This is a genomic window from Planctomycetota bacterium, from assembly GCA_018242585.1.
Taxonomy (GTDB): Bacteria; Planctomycetota; Planctomycetia; order Pirellulales; family PNKZ01; genus JAFEBQ01.
Window position 1 is genome coordinate 159,412 of record JAFEBQ010000009.1, and the last position, 19,231, is coordinate 178,642.

Annotated in this window: 16 protein-coding genes; 6 read left to right on the forward strand and 10 right to left on the reverse strand. The window is 62.5% G+C overall.

Going from position 1 to position 19,231, the window contains the following annotated elements; translation table 11 throughout:
* Positions 1-135: 135 nt before the first annotated feature.
* The 4 genes from JSS27_04935 to JSS27_04950 form a co-directional block, all read right to left on the reverse strand.
* The gene (locus JSS27_04935) at positions 136-594 is read right to left on the reverse strand and encodes an acyl-CoA thioesterase (protein ID MBS0208280.1); all 459 of its coding nucleotides are present in this window, start codon (positions 592-594) and stop codon (positions 136-138) included.
* A 271-nt stretch (positions 595-865) separates the two neighbouring features.
* Positions 866-2,203 carry a DUF1501 domain-containing protein gene (locus JSS27_04940; protein MBS0208281.1) on the reverse strand — a complete coding sequence of 446 codons (1,338 nt, stop codon included), beginning with the start codon at positions 2,201-2,203 and terminating at the stop codon, positions 866-868.
* Between the two features lie 222 nt (positions 2,204-2,425).
* Positions 2,426-4,099 carry a DUF1549 domain-containing protein gene (locus JSS27_04945; GenBank protein ID MBS0208282.1) on the reverse strand — a complete coding sequence of 558 codons (1,674 nt, stop codon included), beginning with the start codon at positions 4,097-4,099 and terminating at the stop codon, positions 2,426-2,428.
* 210 nt (positions 4,100-4,309) lie between these two features.
* Positions 4,310-5,932: a fucose isomerase gene (locus JSS27_04950; protein MBS0208283.1), complete on the reverse strand. Its 1,623-nt coding sequence runs from the start codon at positions 5,930-5,932 to the stop codon at positions 4,310-4,312.
* A gap of 285 nt (positions 5,933-6,217) precedes the next feature.
* Here JSS27_04950 and JSS27_04955 point away from each other — a divergent pair, with 285 nt between their 5' ends.
* On the forward strand, positions 6,218-6,751 hold the full coding sequence (locus JSS27_04955) for an EVE domain-containing protein (protein ID MBS0208284.1): 534 nt from the start codon (positions 6,218-6,220) through the stop codon (positions 6,749-6,751).
* Positions 6,752-6,755: 4 nt separating this feature from the next.
* The gene (bioF, locus tag JSS27_04960; protein ID MBS0208285.1) at positions 6,756-7,922 is read left to right on the forward strand and encodes an 8-amino-7-oxononanoate synthase; all 1,167 of its coding nucleotides are present in this window, start codon (positions 6,756-6,758) and stop codon (positions 7,920-7,922) included.
* 168 nt (positions 7,923-8,090) lie between these two features.
* Here the strand turns inward: bioF and JSS27_04965 are convergent, their stop codons facing one another.
* From JSS27_04965 to JSS27_04975, 3 genes are all read right to left on the reverse strand, one after another.
* Positions 8,091-9,491 (reverse strand): bifunctional folylpolyglutamate synthase/dihydrofolate synthase, encoded by a 1,401-nt coding sequence (locus JSS27_04965; protein ID MBS0208286.1) that lies wholly within the window; start codon positions 9,489-9,491, stop codon positions 8,091-8,093.
* Between the two features lie 115 nt (positions 9,492-9,606).
* The gene (locus JSS27_04970; protein MBS0208287.1) at positions 9,607-9,813 is read right to left on the reverse strand and encodes a hypothetical protein; all 207 of its coding nucleotides are present in this window, start codon (positions 9,811-9,813) and stop codon (positions 9,607-9,609) included.
* Positions 9,814-10,133: 320 nt separating this feature from the next.
* Complete coding sequence (locus tag JSS27_04975; protein ID MBS0208288.1) at positions 10,134-10,301, reverse strand: 30S ribosomal protein S18; 168 nt, start codon at positions 10,299-10,301, stop codon at positions 10,134-10,136.
* Between the two features lie 481 nt (positions 10,302-10,782).
* On the opposite strand from JSS27_04975, the gene JSS27_04980 reads away from it, so the two are divergent.
* The 4 genes from JSS27_04980 (at position 10,783) to JSS27_04995 (ending at position 15,514) form a co-directional block, all read left to right on the forward strand.
* Positions 10,783-11,469, forward strand: coding sequence for a tetratricopeptide repeat protein (locus JSS27_04980; protein MBS0208289.1), 687 nt, complete (start codon positions 10,783-10,785; stop codon positions 11,467-11,469).
* A 742-nt stretch (positions 11,470-12,211) separates the two neighbouring features.
* Entirely contained in the window at positions 12,212-13,549 is a 1,338-nt protein-coding gene (locus JSS27_04985) for a hypothetical protein (GenBank protein ID MBS0208290.1), read from the forward strand.
* A gap of 37 nt (positions 13,550-13,586) precedes the next feature.
* Positions 13,587-14,492 carry a ThuA domain-containing protein gene (locus JSS27_04990; GenBank protein MBS0208291.1) on the forward strand — a complete coding sequence of 302 codons (906 nt, stop codon included), beginning with the start codon at positions 13,587-13,589 and terminating at the stop codon, positions 14,490-14,492.
* Positions 14,493-14,497: 5 nt separating this feature from the next.
* Complete coding sequence (locus JSS27_04995; protein ID MBS0208292.1) at positions 14,498-15,514, forward strand: SGNH/GDSL hydrolase family protein; 1,017 nt, start codon at positions 14,498-14,500, stop codon at positions 15,512-15,514.
* A gap of 338 nt (positions 15,515-15,852) precedes the next feature.
* On the opposite strand, the gene JSS27_05000 is transcribed toward JSS27_04995, so the two are convergent.
* The 3 genes from JSS27_05000 to JSS27_05010 form a co-directional block, all read right to left on the reverse strand.
* The gene (locus JSS27_05000) at positions 15,853-16,854 is read right to left on the reverse strand and encodes a formylglycine-generating enzyme family protein (protein MBS0208293.1); all 1,002 of its coding nucleotides are present in this window, start codon (positions 16,852-16,854) and stop codon (positions 15,853-15,855) included.
* A 323-nt stretch (positions 16,855-17,177) separates the two neighbouring features.
* On the reverse strand, positions 17,178-17,876 hold the full coding sequence (locus tag JSS27_05005) for a uracil-DNA glycosylase (protein ID MBS0208294.1): 699 nt from the start codon (positions 17,874-17,876) through the stop codon (positions 17,178-17,180).
* A gap of 28 nt (positions 17,877-17,904) precedes the next feature.
* On the reverse strand, positions 17,905-19,203 hold the full coding sequence (locus JSS27_05010; GenBank protein ID MBS0208295.1) for a PQQ-like beta-propeller repeat protein: 1,299 nt from the start codon (positions 19,201-19,203) through the stop codon (positions 17,905-17,907).
* Positions 19,204-19,231 lie beyond the last annotated feature (28 nt).

Consider the following 19,231-nt stretch of genomic DNA (forward strand, 5'->3'; position numbering starts at 1 on the left):
GGTAAACTTTGACGCCGATGGATCATCGGTCGATCAGTGCGCCATTTACCGCGGCGCGATGACACGGGCCTGAATCAGCGACGCAATTCGCCGGTTTGCACTGCCTGAGAGGCCTCGCCCGACAACCGCACGCCCTCAAGACGGCGCCGGAAACGAGCGGCCTTCGACCTGCTCGATGATTTGCCGAATCTCGGCCGGTACGGGCGAGGATCTCGCCGCCTTGTAATCGTACACCACGATGGTCGACGTGCCGTCGGCCACCAGGGTTTGCTGGGCGTGGCTGTAGATGCGGTGCTCCATGTCGACGCTCGAACGCCCTATGCGCGTGATCCTGGCGCCAATCACGACCGTGTCGGGAAACACCACCGGGCGGCGATAATTACAAGTGATCGACGCCAGGATCGGCCCGATCCGTTCCCGCTCGTACCAGGTGTTCAACCCCATCCGGTTCAGATACTCGATGCGGCAGGTCTCGAACCAGCGGAAATAGATCGTGTTGTTGACGTGGCCAAATGCGTCTTGGTCCCCCCATTGCACCGGCCAGGTGACCACGACCGGAAAGTCCGCTAATTCACTGGGCGCTGAGTTCGACACGAAAGGGACTCCGCAGGAGATGAATCCTGCGATAGTCTATCATTCGGCTGCCCGCTCAGCCAACAGGCCGGGGAGTTTGCCACGGAGACACGGAGGTCACAGAGGGTTTCACGGAGGGAGGCTCTTAATGACCAAGTACCAATGTCCAATGACCAAAGAAGGTGTTGGCTCCTAATCCTTGGACATTGGGATTTGGTCATTGGTGCTTCATCATTCACCAATAACCGCACGTTTCTCCGTGCTAACCTCCGTGCCTCCGTGGCAAGGCCGATCAGCCGAGGAGTTCATCCACCGGGCTGCCGCCGTCGACGATTGCGATCGGCCGGCCGATGGCGCTCATGTATTCCTTCTTAGCGTTGACGCCGAGCGTTTGATAGATCGTCTGGAACAGATCTTTCTCATTGATCGGACGCTCGACCACGCGCTCGCCGCCGGCATCGGTCGCGCCGACCACCTGTCCCACTTGCATCCCGCCGCCGGCCAACACGGCGCTGAACGATTGCGGATGGTGATCACGTCCGCCGCGCGGATTGATCCGCGGCGTGCGACCAAATTCGCCCATCCAAATGACCAGCGTCTTGTCCAGCCGGCCACGCTGGCGCAGGTCTTCGACCAATGCCGCGAACGGCTGGTCGATCTGCTCGCACAAGCGCCGCGACAGGTCGAAGTTATCTTGATGGGTATCCCAGTTCCCCATGGCCACTTCGACGAATGTCACGCCCGACTCGATCAGCCGTCGCGCCAGCAGGCAGCCTGCGGCGAATTGTCCTTGCTGGATGCGCAACCCGTTCGGCGCGGGGCGTCCCGCATCGGCGGAACTCGCGCCAATTCCGTAGGCCTTGCGCACTGACTCGGGCTCGTTGCTGATGTCAAACGACGACATGCTGGGGCTCAGCACGAACCGCGAGGCCTGATTGTAGAGTGACTCGTGATCGGCGCGGCGGGCGACCGCTTCGCCTGGCGCGGCCTCCTCCAACCGATCCAGCAGCGTCAAGCGGCGACGATAGCGATCTTCTTCGGTCGTGGGACGAGTGTTCTCGGGGGGGCGGTTGCCGTCCTGGATCGGATAGGCGTTGAACTTTTGACCCAGCAGGCCCCCTTCGTTGCCGGCGCCGATGCCGACATTGCCAATCCGCACAAAGGAGGGGAGCTCGCTGGCTGCCTGGTCGGCCAATTCCTTGGCCACCACGGCCCCCAGCGTCGGATAGCGAACCGTCGCCGTTGGAATGTACGACGTGTGCATCATGTACGAAGCGCGTTGATGCTCCCCTTCTTTGGTCGACAGTGAACGGACAATCGCCAACTGGTCGGCGATTCGCGCCAGGTGGGGCAGGTTCTCCGAGATTTGCGTCCCGGGCACATTCGTGGCGATGGCCTTGGTTTCGCCCCCGTTCGCGTGCCCCGGCTTGGGATCGAAGGTTTCAAACTGGCTGGGACCACCCTGCATCCACAGCAAAATGCACGACATGCCGCGCCGCTTCAACTCGCTGGCGTTCAAGCTGACCATGTCGGTGAACGACAGCCCGCCGAGCGCCAACCCGCCGGCCGTGACATTGCGCAGAAAGTGCCGCCGGTTCAATACGCCGCGCGGCCCCATGCCGATTTGCATTTGATGCGTGAAGCTGTTTTGCATTGGTTGCGTCCTTGAATAACTTGCGTTTGCTCAACCGTGGTCTTCGCTCCGCGGCTCGCTCGATCAACACCCCTCCCTTCCAGGGAGGGGCTGGGGGAGGGTAGACGCGTTAATGGCCTGGAACGCTTCTACCCTCACCCGCTCGCTTCGCTCACAACCTCTCCCTGGAAGGGAGAGGTGTAATGCAAAGCATGTTTGCTAATTCCGATACAGCAACTCGCTCCGGTTCAACAGCGTCCAGACGATGTCTTCAAAACCGTCGCTGCGCCGCTCCGAACTCTTCACATGTTCGAGGCAAATATTGATTTCGGCGTCGTTTGGTTCGCGGGCCAGAAACCGCAGGTACAGTTCGCCGACCAATTGCTCGTCGTCGCGAACGTCGCTCAGCATCTGGGCCAGCGCGCCGCCGCTCTGGGCACTGACAGCTTGCCCCCATTGACGCGAGTTCATCAGGATGAGCGTTTGCGGAATCGAACTGGCCACGTTCTCGCGCCGTTCGCTGGGGTCGTAGCCAAACGTCAGCGAGAACTGGTATCGCCCCTGGTTCAAAAACCGCTGCTGACCACCACCGTAGGGATTGCCGCTAACCTCACCCTGGCGAGGAAAGCCAAGCGCTTGGGCTAGGTTGTCGTACAACACGTCCGAGCGAACCCGATAGCTGGTGTTGGCCAAAAACGGCGTGTCGTTCGGCGAGCGGCGCGGCCGCGAAGCCCGCTGATACGTGTCGGTCGCCATGATCGTCCGGAACAGCCACTTCAAGTCGTACTGGTGCGCGGCAAACTGCTGAGCCAGGTAGTCCAGTGTCTGCGGCGCTGTTGCCTTGCGCCCGGGCCCCATGTCGTCGACCGGTTCATAAAACCCTTCACCGGCCAGTTCGCCCCAAACGCGGTTCACCAACGCCTTGGCGAACAACACGTTCTTGGGCGAAGTCATCCAATCGGCCAACTGGCCACGACGGTCCAGATCGGCCACGCCGGTTTCCAGCTTCTCGCCAGTGGCAAAGAAAATCGGCGTCATCAAGGTTCCACGACTGGCCGGATCCTTGAGGTCGGGCATGTAGTGTTCCATCGAGCCGCGGAAGGCGGCCGGCCGGCCTTGGAACGGCTCGCGCGTGACCGAGGCCACTTCAAAGCCGCGCTGCTGGCCATTGACCAACACGGGCCGCAGCGACACGCGTGGGAAGAAGGCCGCGAACTGGTGGAACTGTTCACGCTTCCAAGGGTCGTATGGATGATCGTGGCACTGGGCGCAGGAGATTTGCACGCCCAGAAAAATGCGAGACACTTCCGACGCGATGTTACTGGCGTCGGCCTGCTGGGCCATTATCAGCGCCGTGGTCCCCTTTTCAGAAATGTTCCCCAGACCTGTCAGGAAGCCGCGGACGATTTCATCCCAATGCTTATTCTCGTTCAGGTTTTCGGCCAGAAAGCGCTCGGCGCTGGCGGCGGCGATCAATGCCCGATCGTCCGCGCGGCGGTACATAATCACATCGCGCCAGAACCGGGCCCAGTTGCGTCCATAGCGCGGATCGGCCAGCAACCGCTCGACCAGCTTGGCGCGCTTGTCGGCCGCCGTATCGAGCGCGAACAACGACACTTCGGTCGGCGTGGGCAGCTCGCCCGCCAAGTCCAAATAGACGCGACGCAAGAAGGTCTGGTCGTCGGTTCGCGGCGCCAGGTGCGACTTGATCTCGGGCTTGTCAAAGCCCAGCTCACCAGTCAGCGATTCGTCGATGCGACGCGAGACCTCGCCCGTCGACTGTTGCGACGACGCGGTGTTGTACTCGGCCTGGGCCGAGTCCGCCACGACGGCGGCATTGAACGAAGTGACCAGCCCCACCAGCACGAGCCAGCACGTCCTTGAACTTTTCATGGCCAGCACTCTCCCAGCGCGATAGCGAATCGACCTTTCGCCGCCCATAGCCCCCGCCAGGTACGTAACCTTGGTCGAGAGGAGACGACGATCCGTGAAGCTATAAACCCCGGCCCAGACCGGGGGTTTCGCGTAGTGAGGGAGAAAAAGGGCCAGAAACGCCCCGGTGTAGGTGCTCTGGGCTCATGGCGGGGAAATCGCCGGCACGAACTACCAGTCTTCCCCACCTTTTCGGGTGCCACAGACCGACACCCGCATGCCCAGAGCCTCGGCCATCGCCGCTTTGGTCAGCAGGGCCAGATCGGCCGCCTCGGCGTCGGCGGCATAGGCCACCTGAATATGGTTGCTAGGGTGCCGGGCCATCATCTGGTCGCGCGACACGCCATAAGTCACCGCATGCATGATCGGCCAGGCCGGCGTCGTGGCCTGCCAGCGACGTTCGGTCTCGGTCGCTGGCAACTCGACCACCCCAGCCCGCCCCAGGTCCATATTCAGCCGACCATCGGCCACAAACACTCGCGACCAGACAATTTCGCCGGGCTTGGAAATACCTCGCAACGTCCCGCCCCCCAGCCGGAAATACATCGGCGGCTGCCGCAGGCTTGAAGCCCCCTGCCAGCCGTCAATGAAGTGGGCCGGCGGTGCAGACCCGCTAATCAGGAACACCCAGACATAGTCCTCGACCGTGCCGCTGCGGTCGATGTCCCCCCAGCGCAGATCGTGCAACGTGTTCTCGGCCGGTTGTTCGAGCGCCCGGTGGACGCGATAGGTCATCAGGCCGTCGATGCCCGCGCACTCGTCCACCTCGTTAAAGTGAGGCAGCGGCTCGTTGGCATAAAGCACCCGGCTACCGTCGCGTGAAGCGACCGGCGGGCGATCCGCATTGTTCAAAGTCCCCTCGACCAGATCGCTGGCGGGCAGCAAATCCTTCAGCCCCTGCTGATACTGAATGCCGATCGTCGCGCAGCCAAAGTCATCAGCCAATCGCAACGCCGCCACGTACATCTTGCACTGCTGGTGAATCTGCTCGTCGGTCAGCTCGGTCTGCGGATCAGTCCCCGTGTGGAACTTAAGCCCCCGCTCGTCGTACCAGGCGCGCACCCGCCGGGCTTCGTCATCGCTGACTTGCGTTGTCTCGTAAAAGAGCGACGACTGGCTGAGCCGTTCCTTGTAGATGCCTGTCGCGTGCAGCAGCTCGTCGGGTACGATGGCGTTGTACATGCCCATGCACCCTTCGTCGAACACGCCCATGATCGCCTTGTTGCGTTGCAGCTCGCCGGCTAGTTCCGCGCCGAGCTTGCGCGCCTTGCCGGGCAGCTTCACATCTTTAAGCGGCGCGACGTGGGACGTCTTGTGATGGATACGTCCGGTCTTGAGCCACTTGCGCAATCGCGAGGTGAAGAACTCGTCGGTGAAGTCCTCGCACCAGAGCGTCGAGTATTTCACGCCGGCCTTGGTCAACGAGCCGTTCAGGTTCAACATTCCAACCAGTCCCGGCCACGTGCCCGACCAATTGGCACAGGTCAGAATCGGCCCACGGTGGCTCATCAGCCCCGCCAGGACGTGGTGCGAATACTGCCATACCGCCTCGGCCACGATCAGCGGCGCGTGCCGGTCGAGTCCGGCAAAGACGCACATCCCCTCCTTTTGCGAGCCGATGAACCCGTGCCCTTCGTCGGGCTTGTACGGATGCCCGCGTACGATCTCGTATCCCTCGGCGGCGACGGCCGCGGCCAAGGCGGCTTCCATCGCCTGCTGGGCCGGCCAGCAAGTCTGATTGGCGCTGGACCGTAAATCGCCGCTGGCCACCAGCAGCACTTGCCGCTTTTTCAACTTGGCAGGATTGGCTGGCGTTGGCGATTCGGAGGCGGGAGCCGAGCCGTTGTTGTCACTCATCGGGAGGTTGATCCTTGGGCGTCGTCAGGTGGCGATGGGTTGTTTGGTCGCGAAGAAGGTGATCGGACGGTGGCCCAGACATCTTGAACTGCGGCCAATTCAATCGAGAATAATCAGCCGGCCCACGTGACGACAGAGGCTGAGGCCGCCCCCTGGACCACAAATCGCCGGAAATACTGGTCCGCCTCAACAATTCGATCCTCCAACTTAGCCCACAACACCATGCCACCGACCAAGAAATACTGGCTTCTCAAGAGTGAACCCGAGTCGTTTTCGATCGACGATTTGGCCCGCGCGCCGCAACAGACCACCTGCTGGAGCGGCGTGCGCAACTATCAGGCCCGCAACTTCATGCGCGACGAGATGCACCTCGGCGACGAGGTTCTGTACTACCACTCGAACGCCGAACCGTCGGCCGTGGTCGGCACCGCGGTCGTCGTGCGCGAGGCCTACCCGGACCACACCCAGTTCGACGCCAAGAGCGACTATTTCGATCCCAAGGCGACGCCGGCCAAACCGGTTTGGCAAATGGTAGATATCCGTTTGCAACAAGTATTTCCGGCGGCGCTCTCGATCGAGCGCCTGCGCACCGTGCCTGCGTTGAAGAATATGGAACTGCTGCGGCGCGGCTCGCGCTTGTCGGTCCAGCCGGTGAGCAAAGCCGAGTTCGAAGCCATCTTGCGGTTGGCCAAAGACGAGGCGCCGGCCAAAAAGAAATCAACCCAGCCGCGACGTGTCACTCGCGCCAAGAAATAGTCTTATGGCTCACGACAGTCTCCACTGGCTCGACACCGCGCTCGCCGATTTGGATCGTGCCGACCTGCGCCGTACTTTGCGCGAGCGCCACGGCCGGCAATCGGCCACGTTCGAGCTTGACGGTCGGCAAGTCCTGAACTTTGGCTCGAACGATTACCTGGGACTGGCCGCCGACCCGCGCCTGGTCGCGGCCGCGTCGGCGGCGCTGGCCGAGCAAGGGCTGGGGAGCGGGGCGAGCCCCCTGATCTGCGGCCGCAGCGACCTGCACGCGCGGCTCGAATCGCGCCTCGCTGAGTTCAAACAAACCGAAGCGGCGCTGTTGTTCCCTTCGGGCTTTGCCGCCAATCAAGGGACGATTCCCGCGCTGGCCGGCGAAGGGGACGCCATCTTCAGCGATGCGCTCAATCACGCCTCGATCGTCGACGGCTGCCGGCTCAGTCGGGCGACGGTCCACGTCTATCCGCACGTTGACGTCACTATGCTCGAGAACTTGCTGCGCGACAGCGCGCACTATCGCCGTCGCCTGATCGTGACCGACACCTTGTTCAGCATGAACGGCGATGTCGCGCCGTTGCGTGATCTAGTGGCGCTGGCCCAAAAGTACCATTGCATGCTGATGGTCGATGAAGCCCACGCCACGGGTATCTTCGGCGCTGGCGGTCGCGGGCTGGCTGAGGAGTTAGGCGTCGAAGCCGAGATTCCAATTCGGATGGGAACGCTTAGCAAGGCCCTGGGCGCTGCGGGAGGTTTCGTCTGCGGCAGTCGCGCGTTGATCGACTGGTTGGCCAACCGCGCTCGTTCATATGTGTTCTCGACGGCGCAACCTGCCGTAGTGTGCGCGGCAGCGCTCGCGGCGCTCGACATCGTGCGCAATGAGCCCGCGCGGCGCACGCAGTTATTGGCACAATCCACGGCGCTGCGCGAGCGCCTGCGCCGTCAAGGCTGGCAAGTTCCCGTTGACCGGAGCCAGATCGTACCGGTGATCGTCGGCGAACCTGCCGCCGCGGTGGCGCTATCGCGCCGATTGTGGGACGCCGGGCTATTCGTCCCGGCCATCCGGCCACCCTCGGTTCCCGTCGGCGAGTCGTTGTTGCGCATCAGCGTCAGCTACGCGCACACGCCGGCGATGCTGGACCGTTTGGCCAATGCGCTGGGTACATCTTCTGCCTGAGCGCAATACGGCATGCCTTTGCTCCTCGCGGCGAAGGCCGCGCACCCTCGCCCCTTGCGGGAGAGGGTGGCGAGCGCAGCAAGCCGGGTGAGGGGTTGATGCCGTGTACCAGCTTCTACCCCCTCACCCCAACCCTCTCCCACGGAGGGGAGAGGGAGTCAGAAGGGATTAATCTTTCGCGTCCCCCGACGTTGCCAACTGGCGAATCTCGGCGGCGATGAAGAATGACCCCGTCACGCAGAGCAGATCATCCTTGCCGAGCCCTTCGTTGGCCAACTCCCAGGCCGTGGCCGGATCGTCGGCCGTTTCGATCGGCTTGTCGCTCAACTGCTGGGCTAACGTCGCCAATTCTTCGACCGGCACGCCGCGCGGATTCGTTTGATAGCGCGTGACGATTACCCGATCGAAGCGGGGGAGTAAAACCTGCAACATGCCGACCACGTCTTTATCCTTGGTCGCGGCCAACAGCAGCACGCGCCGCCGCGCCGGCAGGCTTTCCTCGAGCGTCGCCACCAGCGCCTCGACGGCAGCGACGTTATGCGCCGCGTCGATCACCACGGCCGGGTGACGCCGCAAGACCTCGACCCGAGCGGGCCAGTTCACCGTCGCCAGCCCGTGCCGCAGGGCGGTGTCGGAAATCTGCCAGTCTTGTCGCCGCAGTTCCTGGACGACGGCCAGGGCCAGGGCCGCGTTCTCGGCCTGGTGACGTCCCAGCAAGTGCAACTCGACGGCGGCCCAGCGGTGTTCGCGCCCTGGCGCCAGATAGTCAACGTCGATCGTCCCCATGCCGTGCGATTTGGAAGCATCGCGGGGCGGATGATAAGTCACGCGGAACTCGCGTCCGGCCTGCACCCAGCGCGAGCCACACCGGCGCGTCGCCGCTTCGACCGCGGCCAAGGCCCGCGGGCCGACGCCGCTGACAACCGGCACACCCGGCTTGACGATGCCGGCCTTCTCCTCGGCAATGGCTTCGACCGTGGCGCCAAGCTGCTTGGTGTGATCGAGGCTGACATTCGTGATCACCGACACCACGGGCAAACAAACATTCGTCGAGTCGAGCCGGCCCCCCATGCCGACTTCCATCACCGCCACGTCGGCGCGATGGGCGACAAAGTGCAACCAGGCCAGGGCCGTCGTCAATTCAAAGTAAGTGGGGCCCATCTCACCCGGGCCGTGGGCGGCCGCCTCGGTGTCCATCCGCTCGACCACTGGCTGCAAGCGCTCGACCAGCGCGATGAACTCGGCCTGAGGGCAATTCTGCCCGTCGATGCTGAACCGTTCTTCGATGCGGTGCAAATGAGGCGAGCTGAACAGCCCGGTGCGATAGCCAGCCGCAGTCAGGATCGACGCCACCATGGCGGCAGTCGAGCCCTTTCCCTTGGTGCCGGTGATATGCACGACGGGAAGCTGCCGCTCGGGATGTCCCAGATGGGCCAGCAGCTCGTGCATCCGGTCGAGCTTGAATTCGCGCTCATTGTAGCCGACCGCGGCCGCGCGTTCAAAGTCGACGCGACGCAGCAGCACGGCCAGCGCCGCTTCGTACTCTTGGTTGGTACTGAGCACCGACATTGACGAGTGACTGCCCGGGAAAGAATCGCTAGAGTTGTCGCCAAGTCGAGTGTATCGCGCCGGAGCGAGCAGGGAAACGGGCCGGTATTCGCGGCGATTGTCGCTAGTTTGGGGGCTAAGCCGCCAGTGGATGGCCGGCGCGCTCGAGAGGGGGCGCCCGGTCGAGCGATTCACAAAGCCGCCGCATTTCTTCCACGTCGCGGCGCATCGAGTCGATCAGGTAGCTTTCATTGCGCCGATCGGCCAGCAACCATTGCTCGTGACACAGCGTGAGGTGTTCGAGCAAATCCTGCATCCACAAATACTTCGCCTGACGATCCATCGCGGTGTGACTCCTCGGGTGAACTGCGAAGCGCGCATGACTGCTACTTCGTTTGGTGGACGTACCCGAGGAAAGGTTTGCAGATGGCGTGCCAAAGTGGGCCGCCTCTCGATGCAAGGCGATCGGAATGCGCCGAGTCAGTTCGGGCGCAACCGGTTACGAGTTGCGACGCGCCGAAAAGGGCGCGCCGCCTGCTACTCCCAAACCGGGAACCGCTTTGTAAAACCTGCAAAGCGACAGGCTGGCGCGCAGTAATCCCCGACATCACCATCAGGCAGAAACACGGTAGCAACTTCGAGACAGCTACCGAGCCCGAGCGACTAGTCGCCAACGTACGGCAACAGGGCCATGAACCGAGCGCGCTTCACGGCTTCGGTCACGGCGTGCTGGCTGACGGCGGTGCAGCCGGTCTTGCGACGGCTGATGATCTTGCCTTGCCGGCTGACCATCTTGGACAACAGTTCCAAGTCCTTGTAATCGACGTACATCGGACGAGGACGCTTACCGTCGACGAAAACGGGGTCCTTCTTCTTACTGCGAATATTGTTCTTTGCGCGCTTTTTGGCCATGACTACTCGGACGGGCTGAATGCTCTCAAGGCCGGTCGGCCTAGGTAAATCGGAAACCGCAAATCGTACCCGAAGCAGCCAAAACCGTCAAATGGTCGGCCCAGGTTTCGCAGCCTGCGTCCACCGACCGCCGGCGCTGGGCAAACTCCCCATTTGCCCACTGTTTTGCCACGATTTCGCGCGTTTTTGCTACGCCGAGCCCAGCCGCATGTTGCCGATTTTCACCACCGGCGGCCTTCCCAGTAGCGAGCCAAACGCCGAAACCGCCTCCCCGACGTTTTCGAGCTATGGTTGCTTTTGTCCTGAGTTTTCGTCGATTCGCTCCGGGCTGGCGGCCCGGGGACCAGTCGCGATCACTCCGGACAAAAACACCACACGATATACACCAGGGGAACGTCCGATGTCACGCGTTGCTGCAATCGCCGCCCTGCTGCTCATGACCACTTCGGCCAGTGCATGGGAAGTCGGCGATACGGTCGTCGCTGTCCGCCGCGCTCGACTTGTCGACAATGGCCAGACCGTCGATTCGGTATCGCCGGGCGTGCAACTGAGCGTGCTCGCCATCGAAGGGAACCGCTTGCAGGTCACCAACGGCACGGCTGGTTGGATCGAATCGAGCGCCGTGGCCGCTCCCGCCGCCGCCATCGAACAATTCACCGCGGCCGTCCGCCGCAACCCGCGCGACGCCGAAACGATTTATGCCCGGGGCAATGTGTTGCGGGCCTTGGGGCGCTTTGACGAAGCGATCGCCGACTTTAACCGGCTGGTCCAGTTAGCCCCGCAAGCCGCCGCCTACAACGGTCGCGGCCGGGTTTGGTTTGAACTGGGCAACTACGACAACGCGATCAACGATTTCACCCGCGCCCTCGAACAAGCGCCGAACAACCCCATGCTCTACAACAATCGGAGCGCAGCTTGGGAGTTGCAGGGGAACCACGAGCGGGCGATGGCCGACCTGGAACAAGCCCTGCGTCACAGCCCGGATCATGACCTGGTCCAGCACAATCGCAATCGCCTGCTGCAGGCCCGCAAGGCCGGGCACAAACTAGCCGCAACCAGCAGCGAAAAGCCGGCGCTGCAGAACTAACCGCCGCCGCGGCCCGAACAATTTGGCAACTACCCCTGAGCCGGGACGTCCCAGTGACGCCCCGGCTCGTTCTTTTTTTGCGGCACGCTTAGTCGTGCGATAGCCCAGGACTTTCGGATACCGGCGGGAGCCTAGCTGGAATCCCGATTACAATTGCTGGATTCCAGCGACTGCTTTTTGTGATTATGGTGGCAGCGCCGGTCCTGCAACACAAAAATAATCTGGGCACTCTATGCTCAAAAATCCGACGAAGGCGCGCCAGTCATGAACGAGCACTTATCCGAATCGAACACGCGCGACTCGCCAAATCGAAGCCGACCTGTAATTGCTCGCGCGGGACTTTGCTTTTCTAGCATCAGCCTGATTGGCGTTCTAATTGCCTCTTGTTCGCAGATACTTAGACAATTTGGAGCTACAAAAACGGTCGTCGAAAACACGACCATTTTAGTTGCTAGCCTGTCGATCCCGGGGTTTCTGCTGAGCGCAGTTGGACTCTATTTCAAAGGCGGGCCACGGCGAGCAGCAATTTGGGGGTGCATACTGGGCCTCATTACTCTTGTATGCCTACCAACGTTTCTATTGCCGTGGATTTCGCAGCGCTAAGTGCGGCTTTGCTGCCGGCGGCCGCGCCGGTGGACCTCAAAGCTCTGGCGCCGCCGGCCGAATAGTTGCAATTCGTCCGGGGCGTCGTGACACTGGTGGGGTCTTTGATTCCTGCCCGCCACGACCCGCCGGAGTTGCCATGCGCACGCTCGTTCTTGGTTCCTTTGCCGCGCTCGCGTTCTTCGTTACGACGATCGGTTCCGCGCTCGCGGGCGGCACCTACTACGATGTCAGCTATCTTCCCTCGGAGAAAACAGGCGAGCTGCCGCTCGGCGTCACTTACACCGTGTGGATACCCGACGGCGACGAACGGCTGCGCGGGGCGATCGTCCACCAGCATGGCTGTGGCGAAGGGGCGTGCCAGGGTGGCAGAACGGCCGCCTACGATCTGCACTGGCAGGCGCTGGCCCGCAAGTGGAACTGCGCTCTGGTCGGGCCGTCGTATCACCAATCGAAAAAGCAGAACTGCCGGCTCTGGTGCGATCCGCGCAATGGGTCAAACCAGACCTTTCTCAAAGCTTTGCACGACATCGGAGCGCGGTCGAAACATGCCGAGCTGGCCGAGGTTCCCTGGTGCCTGTGGGGGCACTCGGGCGGCGGGTACTGGGCCAGCTTGATGCAGACGATGTATCCCGAGCGGATCGTCGCCATCTGGTTTCGCTCGGGGACCGCTTATGCCACCTGGGAGAAAGGCGAGATCGACAAGCCCGAGATCCCGGCCGCAGCGTACGAGATTCCGATGATGTGCAACCCGGGCGCGAAGGAGAACGGCGACAAGCGATTCAACGGCGCCTGGACCGGCACGATGAGCATGTTCAAAGCCTATCGGGCCAAGGGAGCGCCGATTGGTTTTGCGCCCGATCCGCGCACCAGCCACGAATGTGGCGACTCGCGCTATCTGGCGATTCCGTTTTTTGACGCCTGCCTGGCCCAGCGACTCCCCACGCCGGGAAGCAACAGCCAGAAGCTCCGGCCAGTTGACGCGGCGCAAAGCTACCTGGCGCCTCTGTTGGGCGAGCAAGCCTCGCCAGCCGCCGAGTACAAAAGCGACGCGGCCGAAGCGGTCTGGCTTCCCAACGCCGCGGTGGCCAAGGCCTGGGCCGAATACGTCAAAGACGGCGCGACCAGCGACACCACTCCCCCCACGGCCCCGACCAACGTGCAATGGTCGCGGAATAGCGACGGGCGGATTGCGCTGGCCTGGCTGTGCGACGCCGACTTCGAGAGCGGCTTGCAGGCGTTCGTCATCACTCGCAACGGCGAGCGCGTGGGCCGTGTGCCCGAGCAAGGCAACACTCGATTTGGCCGGCCCCTGTTTCAAGGGATGTCGTACCACGACACGCCCGATCCCAAGCTGGCGATGATGGCCTTCACGACCAAGTCGCCCGACGAAGCGCCGGCCGAGTATCAGGTGATCGCCGTCAACAGCGCCGGACTCGAATCGGCCCCCGCGACAGCGAAACCGGCTCGCCCATAAACTAAACCATTCGCCTAACTTTTAGCTGGAGCCTGTCATGCACCGGACGTTTTCGATTTGGAACTACACGATTGCGTTGCTGATTGCCTTATCGACCTCGCACGCCATCGCGGCCGAGAAGGTGCGGACGCTGATCGTCGACGGCCAGAACAATCATAAGGTCTGGCCCACGACGACCAAGATGATGAAGCAATACCTCGAGCAAACGGGTCTGTTCACGGTGGACGTGGCCACGACCGCGCCGGCGGGGGCCGATCCGAACTTCCACCCGGCGTTCAACGATTACCAATTGGTGGTGTCGAACTACAACGGCGCGCCGTGGCCTGAGTCGACCCAAGCCGACTTCGAAAAGTTCGCCCGCTCGGGGGGCGGCGTGGTGATTGTCCACGCGGCCGACAACGCCTTTGGCAACTGGGCCGAGTACAACCGGATGATCGGCCTGGGCGGCTGGGGGGGCCGAAATCAGCAATCGGGACCATTCGTGTATCTGGACAAGGGCGAGAAGCTGGTCCGTGACGAAGCCCCCGGCAACGGCGGCCACCACGGCAGCCAGCATCCGTTCCAGGTCGTGGTTCGCGACGCCGAACACCCAATCACCCGCGGCATGCCCCGCGCGTGGATGCACGCCAAGGACGAACTGTACGATTCTCTCCGCGGCCCGGCCTTGGAGATGGAAGTCCTGGCGACGGCCTATGCCGACCCGGCAACCGGCGGCACCGGACGGCACGAGCCAATGATGATGACCGTCAAATACCACGCGGGTCGCGTCTTCCATACGCCGATGGGACACGCCGAATACTCGCAAGAGTGCGTGGGCTTCATCATCACGCTGCAACGTGGCGCCGAATGGGCCGCCACCGGCAAGGTGACGCAATCGATCCCGACGGATTTCCCAACCGCGACCGAAGAACGCGCCCGCAAGTTTGCGGCCGGAGCCGAGTGATCGCCATGTGTATCAAGATTCGAAATAGGTCGTTGCGCGCTGTGATGGCTGCTTGCTTGGCGATGTTCGCAATTGCTGGCTCGTCGCGCGCCGGCGAGTTTAAGCTTCCGGCGCTCGACGGCGTGCGCCGCGTGGTCTTCCTGGGGGACAGCATCACCCACGGCGGCGGGTACATCGATTTCACCGAAGCCTATCTTCGGCTGCGTCGGCCCGATCTGGTTTGCGAGTTCGTGAACCTGGGACTGCCGAGCGAGACAGTCTCGGGCTTGTCCGAACCGGGGCATGCCAGCGGCGCGTTTCCGCGCCCTGACGTGCATGAACGCTTGCAACGCGTTCTCGACCAGACGAAGCCTGACCTGGTGGTAGCCTGTTACGGAATGAACTGCGGAATGTATTACCCGTTCAGCGAGGATCGCTTCGCCAAGTACCAGCAAGGGATTCGACTGTTGCGCGAGCGGGCCAGCAAGGCCGGCGCCAAGGTGTTGCACATCACACCACCAGTGTTCGATCCCGAACCGATCCGCGCACGCACCCTGCCCGCCGGCCAAGAGGAATATCGCCAGCCGTACGTGGGCTACAACGAAGTGCTCGATCGTTACGCGGCCTGGTTGGTCGAGCAGCGTTCGCAAGGCTGGGACGTGATCGACACCCACACGCCGATGAACGCCCTGCTGGCCGCCGGACGCAAAACTGATCCTGCGTTTCGATTGGCGAATGACGGTGTTCACCTGGGGCCGCGCGGGCATTGGCTGATCGCTCAGCAGTTGCTCATCCACTGGGGCGTACCGGCCGCCGACGTGCAAAACGCCGAGAGCTTCGAACAAGCCACGGCCGGCTACCCGGCGGCGGCGAGGGTGCTGCGACTGGTCAACGAGCGGCAAGGGCTGATGCGCAACGCCTGGTTGAGCGCGACGGGGCATTTGCGCCCTGGCGTCAAAGCAGGCCTGCCGCTGGCCGAAGCGCAAGAAAAGGCCAACGCGATTGCCGACAAGCTGCGAGCGACGCTCGCACCGCAGCCCTAAGGTCAAAGCCAACCATTGGAATCGGGTGCCATGCTCAAGGCCTTGAGCATGCCTGCACACGCTTCGCGTGCTCAAGCCTGGGGGGCTTGAGCATGGCACCCTTGAAGATGGCGGCACGTGACGCGGCCTTTCAGCCGCTCTGCCGCAAGTTCTTGGGAAATCGCTGCGTGTGGCGGATCAGCCACAGCAGGAAATCATGCGTTTTCACAAAGAGCGGCGTGCTCGGTGGCCCTTGCGACATCGTATCGATCGCGCGCAGGGGGCTACGCCCCCTGCACCCCCAAAAAACAGAGGACAGAGTTTCGGAGCATCAGAGTACGGACGACGCGGGAAGCAAACTACCGCTCACACACCACACGAAAACCGAGGTCGGAGACACGGTACGATGGATCTTCGAAGAAACGGGGGGCACACCGCAGATCCACTGGGGTGTTGTCGAAACCGCCGCCACGCAACACACGCGACAAGCCGGCGCTGGGCCCCCGTGGATCGTCAACGGGGGAATGAGCGTAGTAGTTTTCGTCGTACCCATCGGAACACCACTCCCAGACGTTGCCGTGCATGTCGTGCAAACCAAACGCATTGGGCTGGAACTTGCCCACCGGTGCGGTCCACTTATAGCCGTCGCGGCGTTGAATAAACGGGAAGGGAATGTGGGTGTCCTTCTTTTTTCCGTGTTCATCATACGTAGCGATGGTGTCCTTTTCGTATCCGACGCTCCGATCTTTGTCGGCCACGTTCCCATAGCGCACTAAATCGATGGGGTTGTTGCCGCAATGATAGCGGCTGTTCGTGCCGGCGCGGCAGGCGTACTCCCACTCGGCCTCGGTGGGCAGTCGGTACGTTTTTCCTTCCTTTTTACTCAGCCATTGGCAAAACGCGGTGGCGTCGTTCCAGGTGACATACACCACGGGATGATCGCGGCCGATTTCCCAGCCTGGCTTCCAGAATCGCCACTTGTTCGACTCGATCCGGCCGTCGCGATCGTATCCCCAGCTTTTTTTGCCGTCGCGTTCGATCTCGGTTCGATAGTTGCCGTCGTGATAGAAGTCCAGAAACTCGTCCATCGTCACTTCGTATTTGCCCAGGTAAAAGGGCTTGGTGATGCGGACCTTGTGACGTGGCGTTTCGCCGTCGAGCCATTTGGGATCGCAATAAGGGAAATAGTTGAGCGTTTCGCTCCGGTCCTCTTCGGCCCCCATCATGAACTCGCCGGCGGGAATCAGCACGAGCTTCATGCCGAGACTGTTGGTGATGACTTTCGCTTCTTCGGCGCGAGCCGTAGAAACCAGGGGAGCGGCGAGGAACGCGACAAGCAAAAACAACCGAGCGTGCAGCATAGTGTCCTCTGGTTTCGTGAAAACAAAGACAAGTCATCCCTGCGCCCAATAGGGCTGGGATTGGACCGCGAGGTAAACGAGCTGGGGCGGCTTGGTGACGAACACGCAGTGCATTAGAGCAGTTCTCAGAACACTGTGGCATGGGTGGCCCAGGTGCTTGCACCTGGGTGGCCGAAGGCCACAAGAAACATCGAGCGCCGCTCCACACGGGTGGCGAGTTTCCAGTTGGGTTGCGCGTGCCCATCGAGTTTCTTGTTGCTGCGCGACACCGATGACCGAGCCATCGATGCCACCCAAGACACTAGAGTGTTGCGAGACCTGCTCTAGACTTTGCCTCGCTTGGGCGGTTCGAGCAACTTGCGGGCGCGCGTGAAAATCGCGTCGAACATTGGCTCGGTCAAGCGGCCCGTGAAGGTGTTCTGCTGACTCGGGTGGTAGCTTCCCAGCAGCGTGCGCCCAGGGCCGAGCGAGACCTCGGCCCCGTGGGCGAACTTGGGGAGCGCCCCGGCGTACCAGTCGCGCGCTCGGGCTTGCCCGACAATGGCCCGCCAGCCGATTTGTCCCAGCGCCAGGTAAACCCGCGCCGGCACTAAATCAAACGTCTCGGTCAGCCAGTCCTGGCAAGCGGCAATCTCGTCTGGCAACGGTTTATTGTCCGGCGGCGCACAGTGGCAGGTCGCGGTGATGGCGCAATCGATTAACCGCAGCTTGTCATCGCGCGACTCGGACATTGGCTGCGAAGCAAAGCCAGCGCGATGCAGCGCGCGGTACAGCCATTCGCCGCTGCGATCGCCGGTGAACATCCGCCCCGTGCGGTTTGCTCCGTGCGCGGCCGGCGCGAGGCCGACGATCAACAAGCGGCCGCTCGGTGCGCCAAAGTTCGGCACGGGCCGCATCCAATAGTCGTGATCGGCGAAGGCTTTCTTCCGCTCGCGGCCGATGCGCTGGCAATAGGCGCGCAACCGCGGACAGCGCTCACAGCCGACGATTTGTTCGTTCAGGCGTGTCCAGGCTTGGCTCATCGATTGGTCCTTCGCCGCATGAACACTTCTACTTGCTCGGCCGGGAGGCAGGGGTTGCGCCGTCAGCAACCGGCAGTTCGACGCAGACCAACTCGCTATCATCGCGTGCGTACACGTGCCGACCGGCAAAAGCCGGATGGGCCCACGTTGGGCCGATGATCTTGGTCCGACTTTGCTCGTGGTAACCCTCGGGCGTGAGCCGGGCCAGGATCAATTCCCCTTCGGCGTTCAGGATGATCGCCCGATCCGAGTCGTTCAACCACACCAACTCGGCCTGGGGATTGCGCCCGCGTGGCGTCATTTCATTCTTGTCGTCCCACTTCTTCGTTCCCGTCGCCAACTCGAAGCACGTCAGTCCGAACTGTTTGTCAAGCAGGTAGACGTGGCCGTCGCGATACAGCGGCTGAGACATCAGGCCGCGCAACAGCTTCGTGTCTTCCCAAGCCAGCCCTGCGTCGTTTCGCGCCGGTCCCAAGCGAATCGCCTTGGAACCTTGCCAGTAGCCAGCCACGAAGACGAGCCCTTGCTGATAGATCGGCGTGGCAATCGAGACGCCGTACGTCACCTTGTAGGGAACCGACCATTCTTCGCGTCCATCGCTTGGGTCGATGCCCACGATGTGTTCGGGGGTCCAGGCGATGAGTTGTTCACCCGTGGGACTGTCGACGAGGATCGGCGTGGCATACCCGGCCGGGTCGACGCCCGAGCGCCAGATTACTTGCCCCGAGTTGCGATCGAGCGCCACCAGGCAACCATCGGCCGCGCCGATGTGCAGCACGACCCGATCGCGCCAAAGGAACGGCGACGCGGCCAGGCCCCACTCGGGAATCCGCGCCCCCAGTTGCTTGACCGTGTCGACGGACCAGAGCACGTGGCCCGCCGCAGCGTCAAGACAGCACGCATGCCCCTGCGTCCCCAGCGTGTACACTCGGCCGTCGTATTCCGTCGGCTGGGCTCGCGGCCCGCTGCCGTAGGCCATGTCGCCATAAGCTACTGGATAACTGTGCGTCCAAAGTGACTTGCCGGTCGCGGCGTCGAAACAGACGACACGCTCGACTTCGGCCGGCTCTTTCTGGCGATCCATCGTGTAGACGCGCCCGCCCACGACCGACACGCCCGCATAGCCGCCGCCGATGGGCTGTCGCCAGGTTTGCTTCAAGCCGCCCTTGGGCCAGCGCTCGGGCAACGGCGGCGCTTGCCAGGTACCATCGCCGCGCACGCCACGCCAACGAGGCCAATCTTCGGCGCGCGTTTGATTGGTCAACAACAACACTACAATTGCCGTACAGCAAGCGGCGGTTCGTTGAATGAAGCAGCGACGTTTCATCAAACGATTGGCGGGGAGTCGTGGCGGG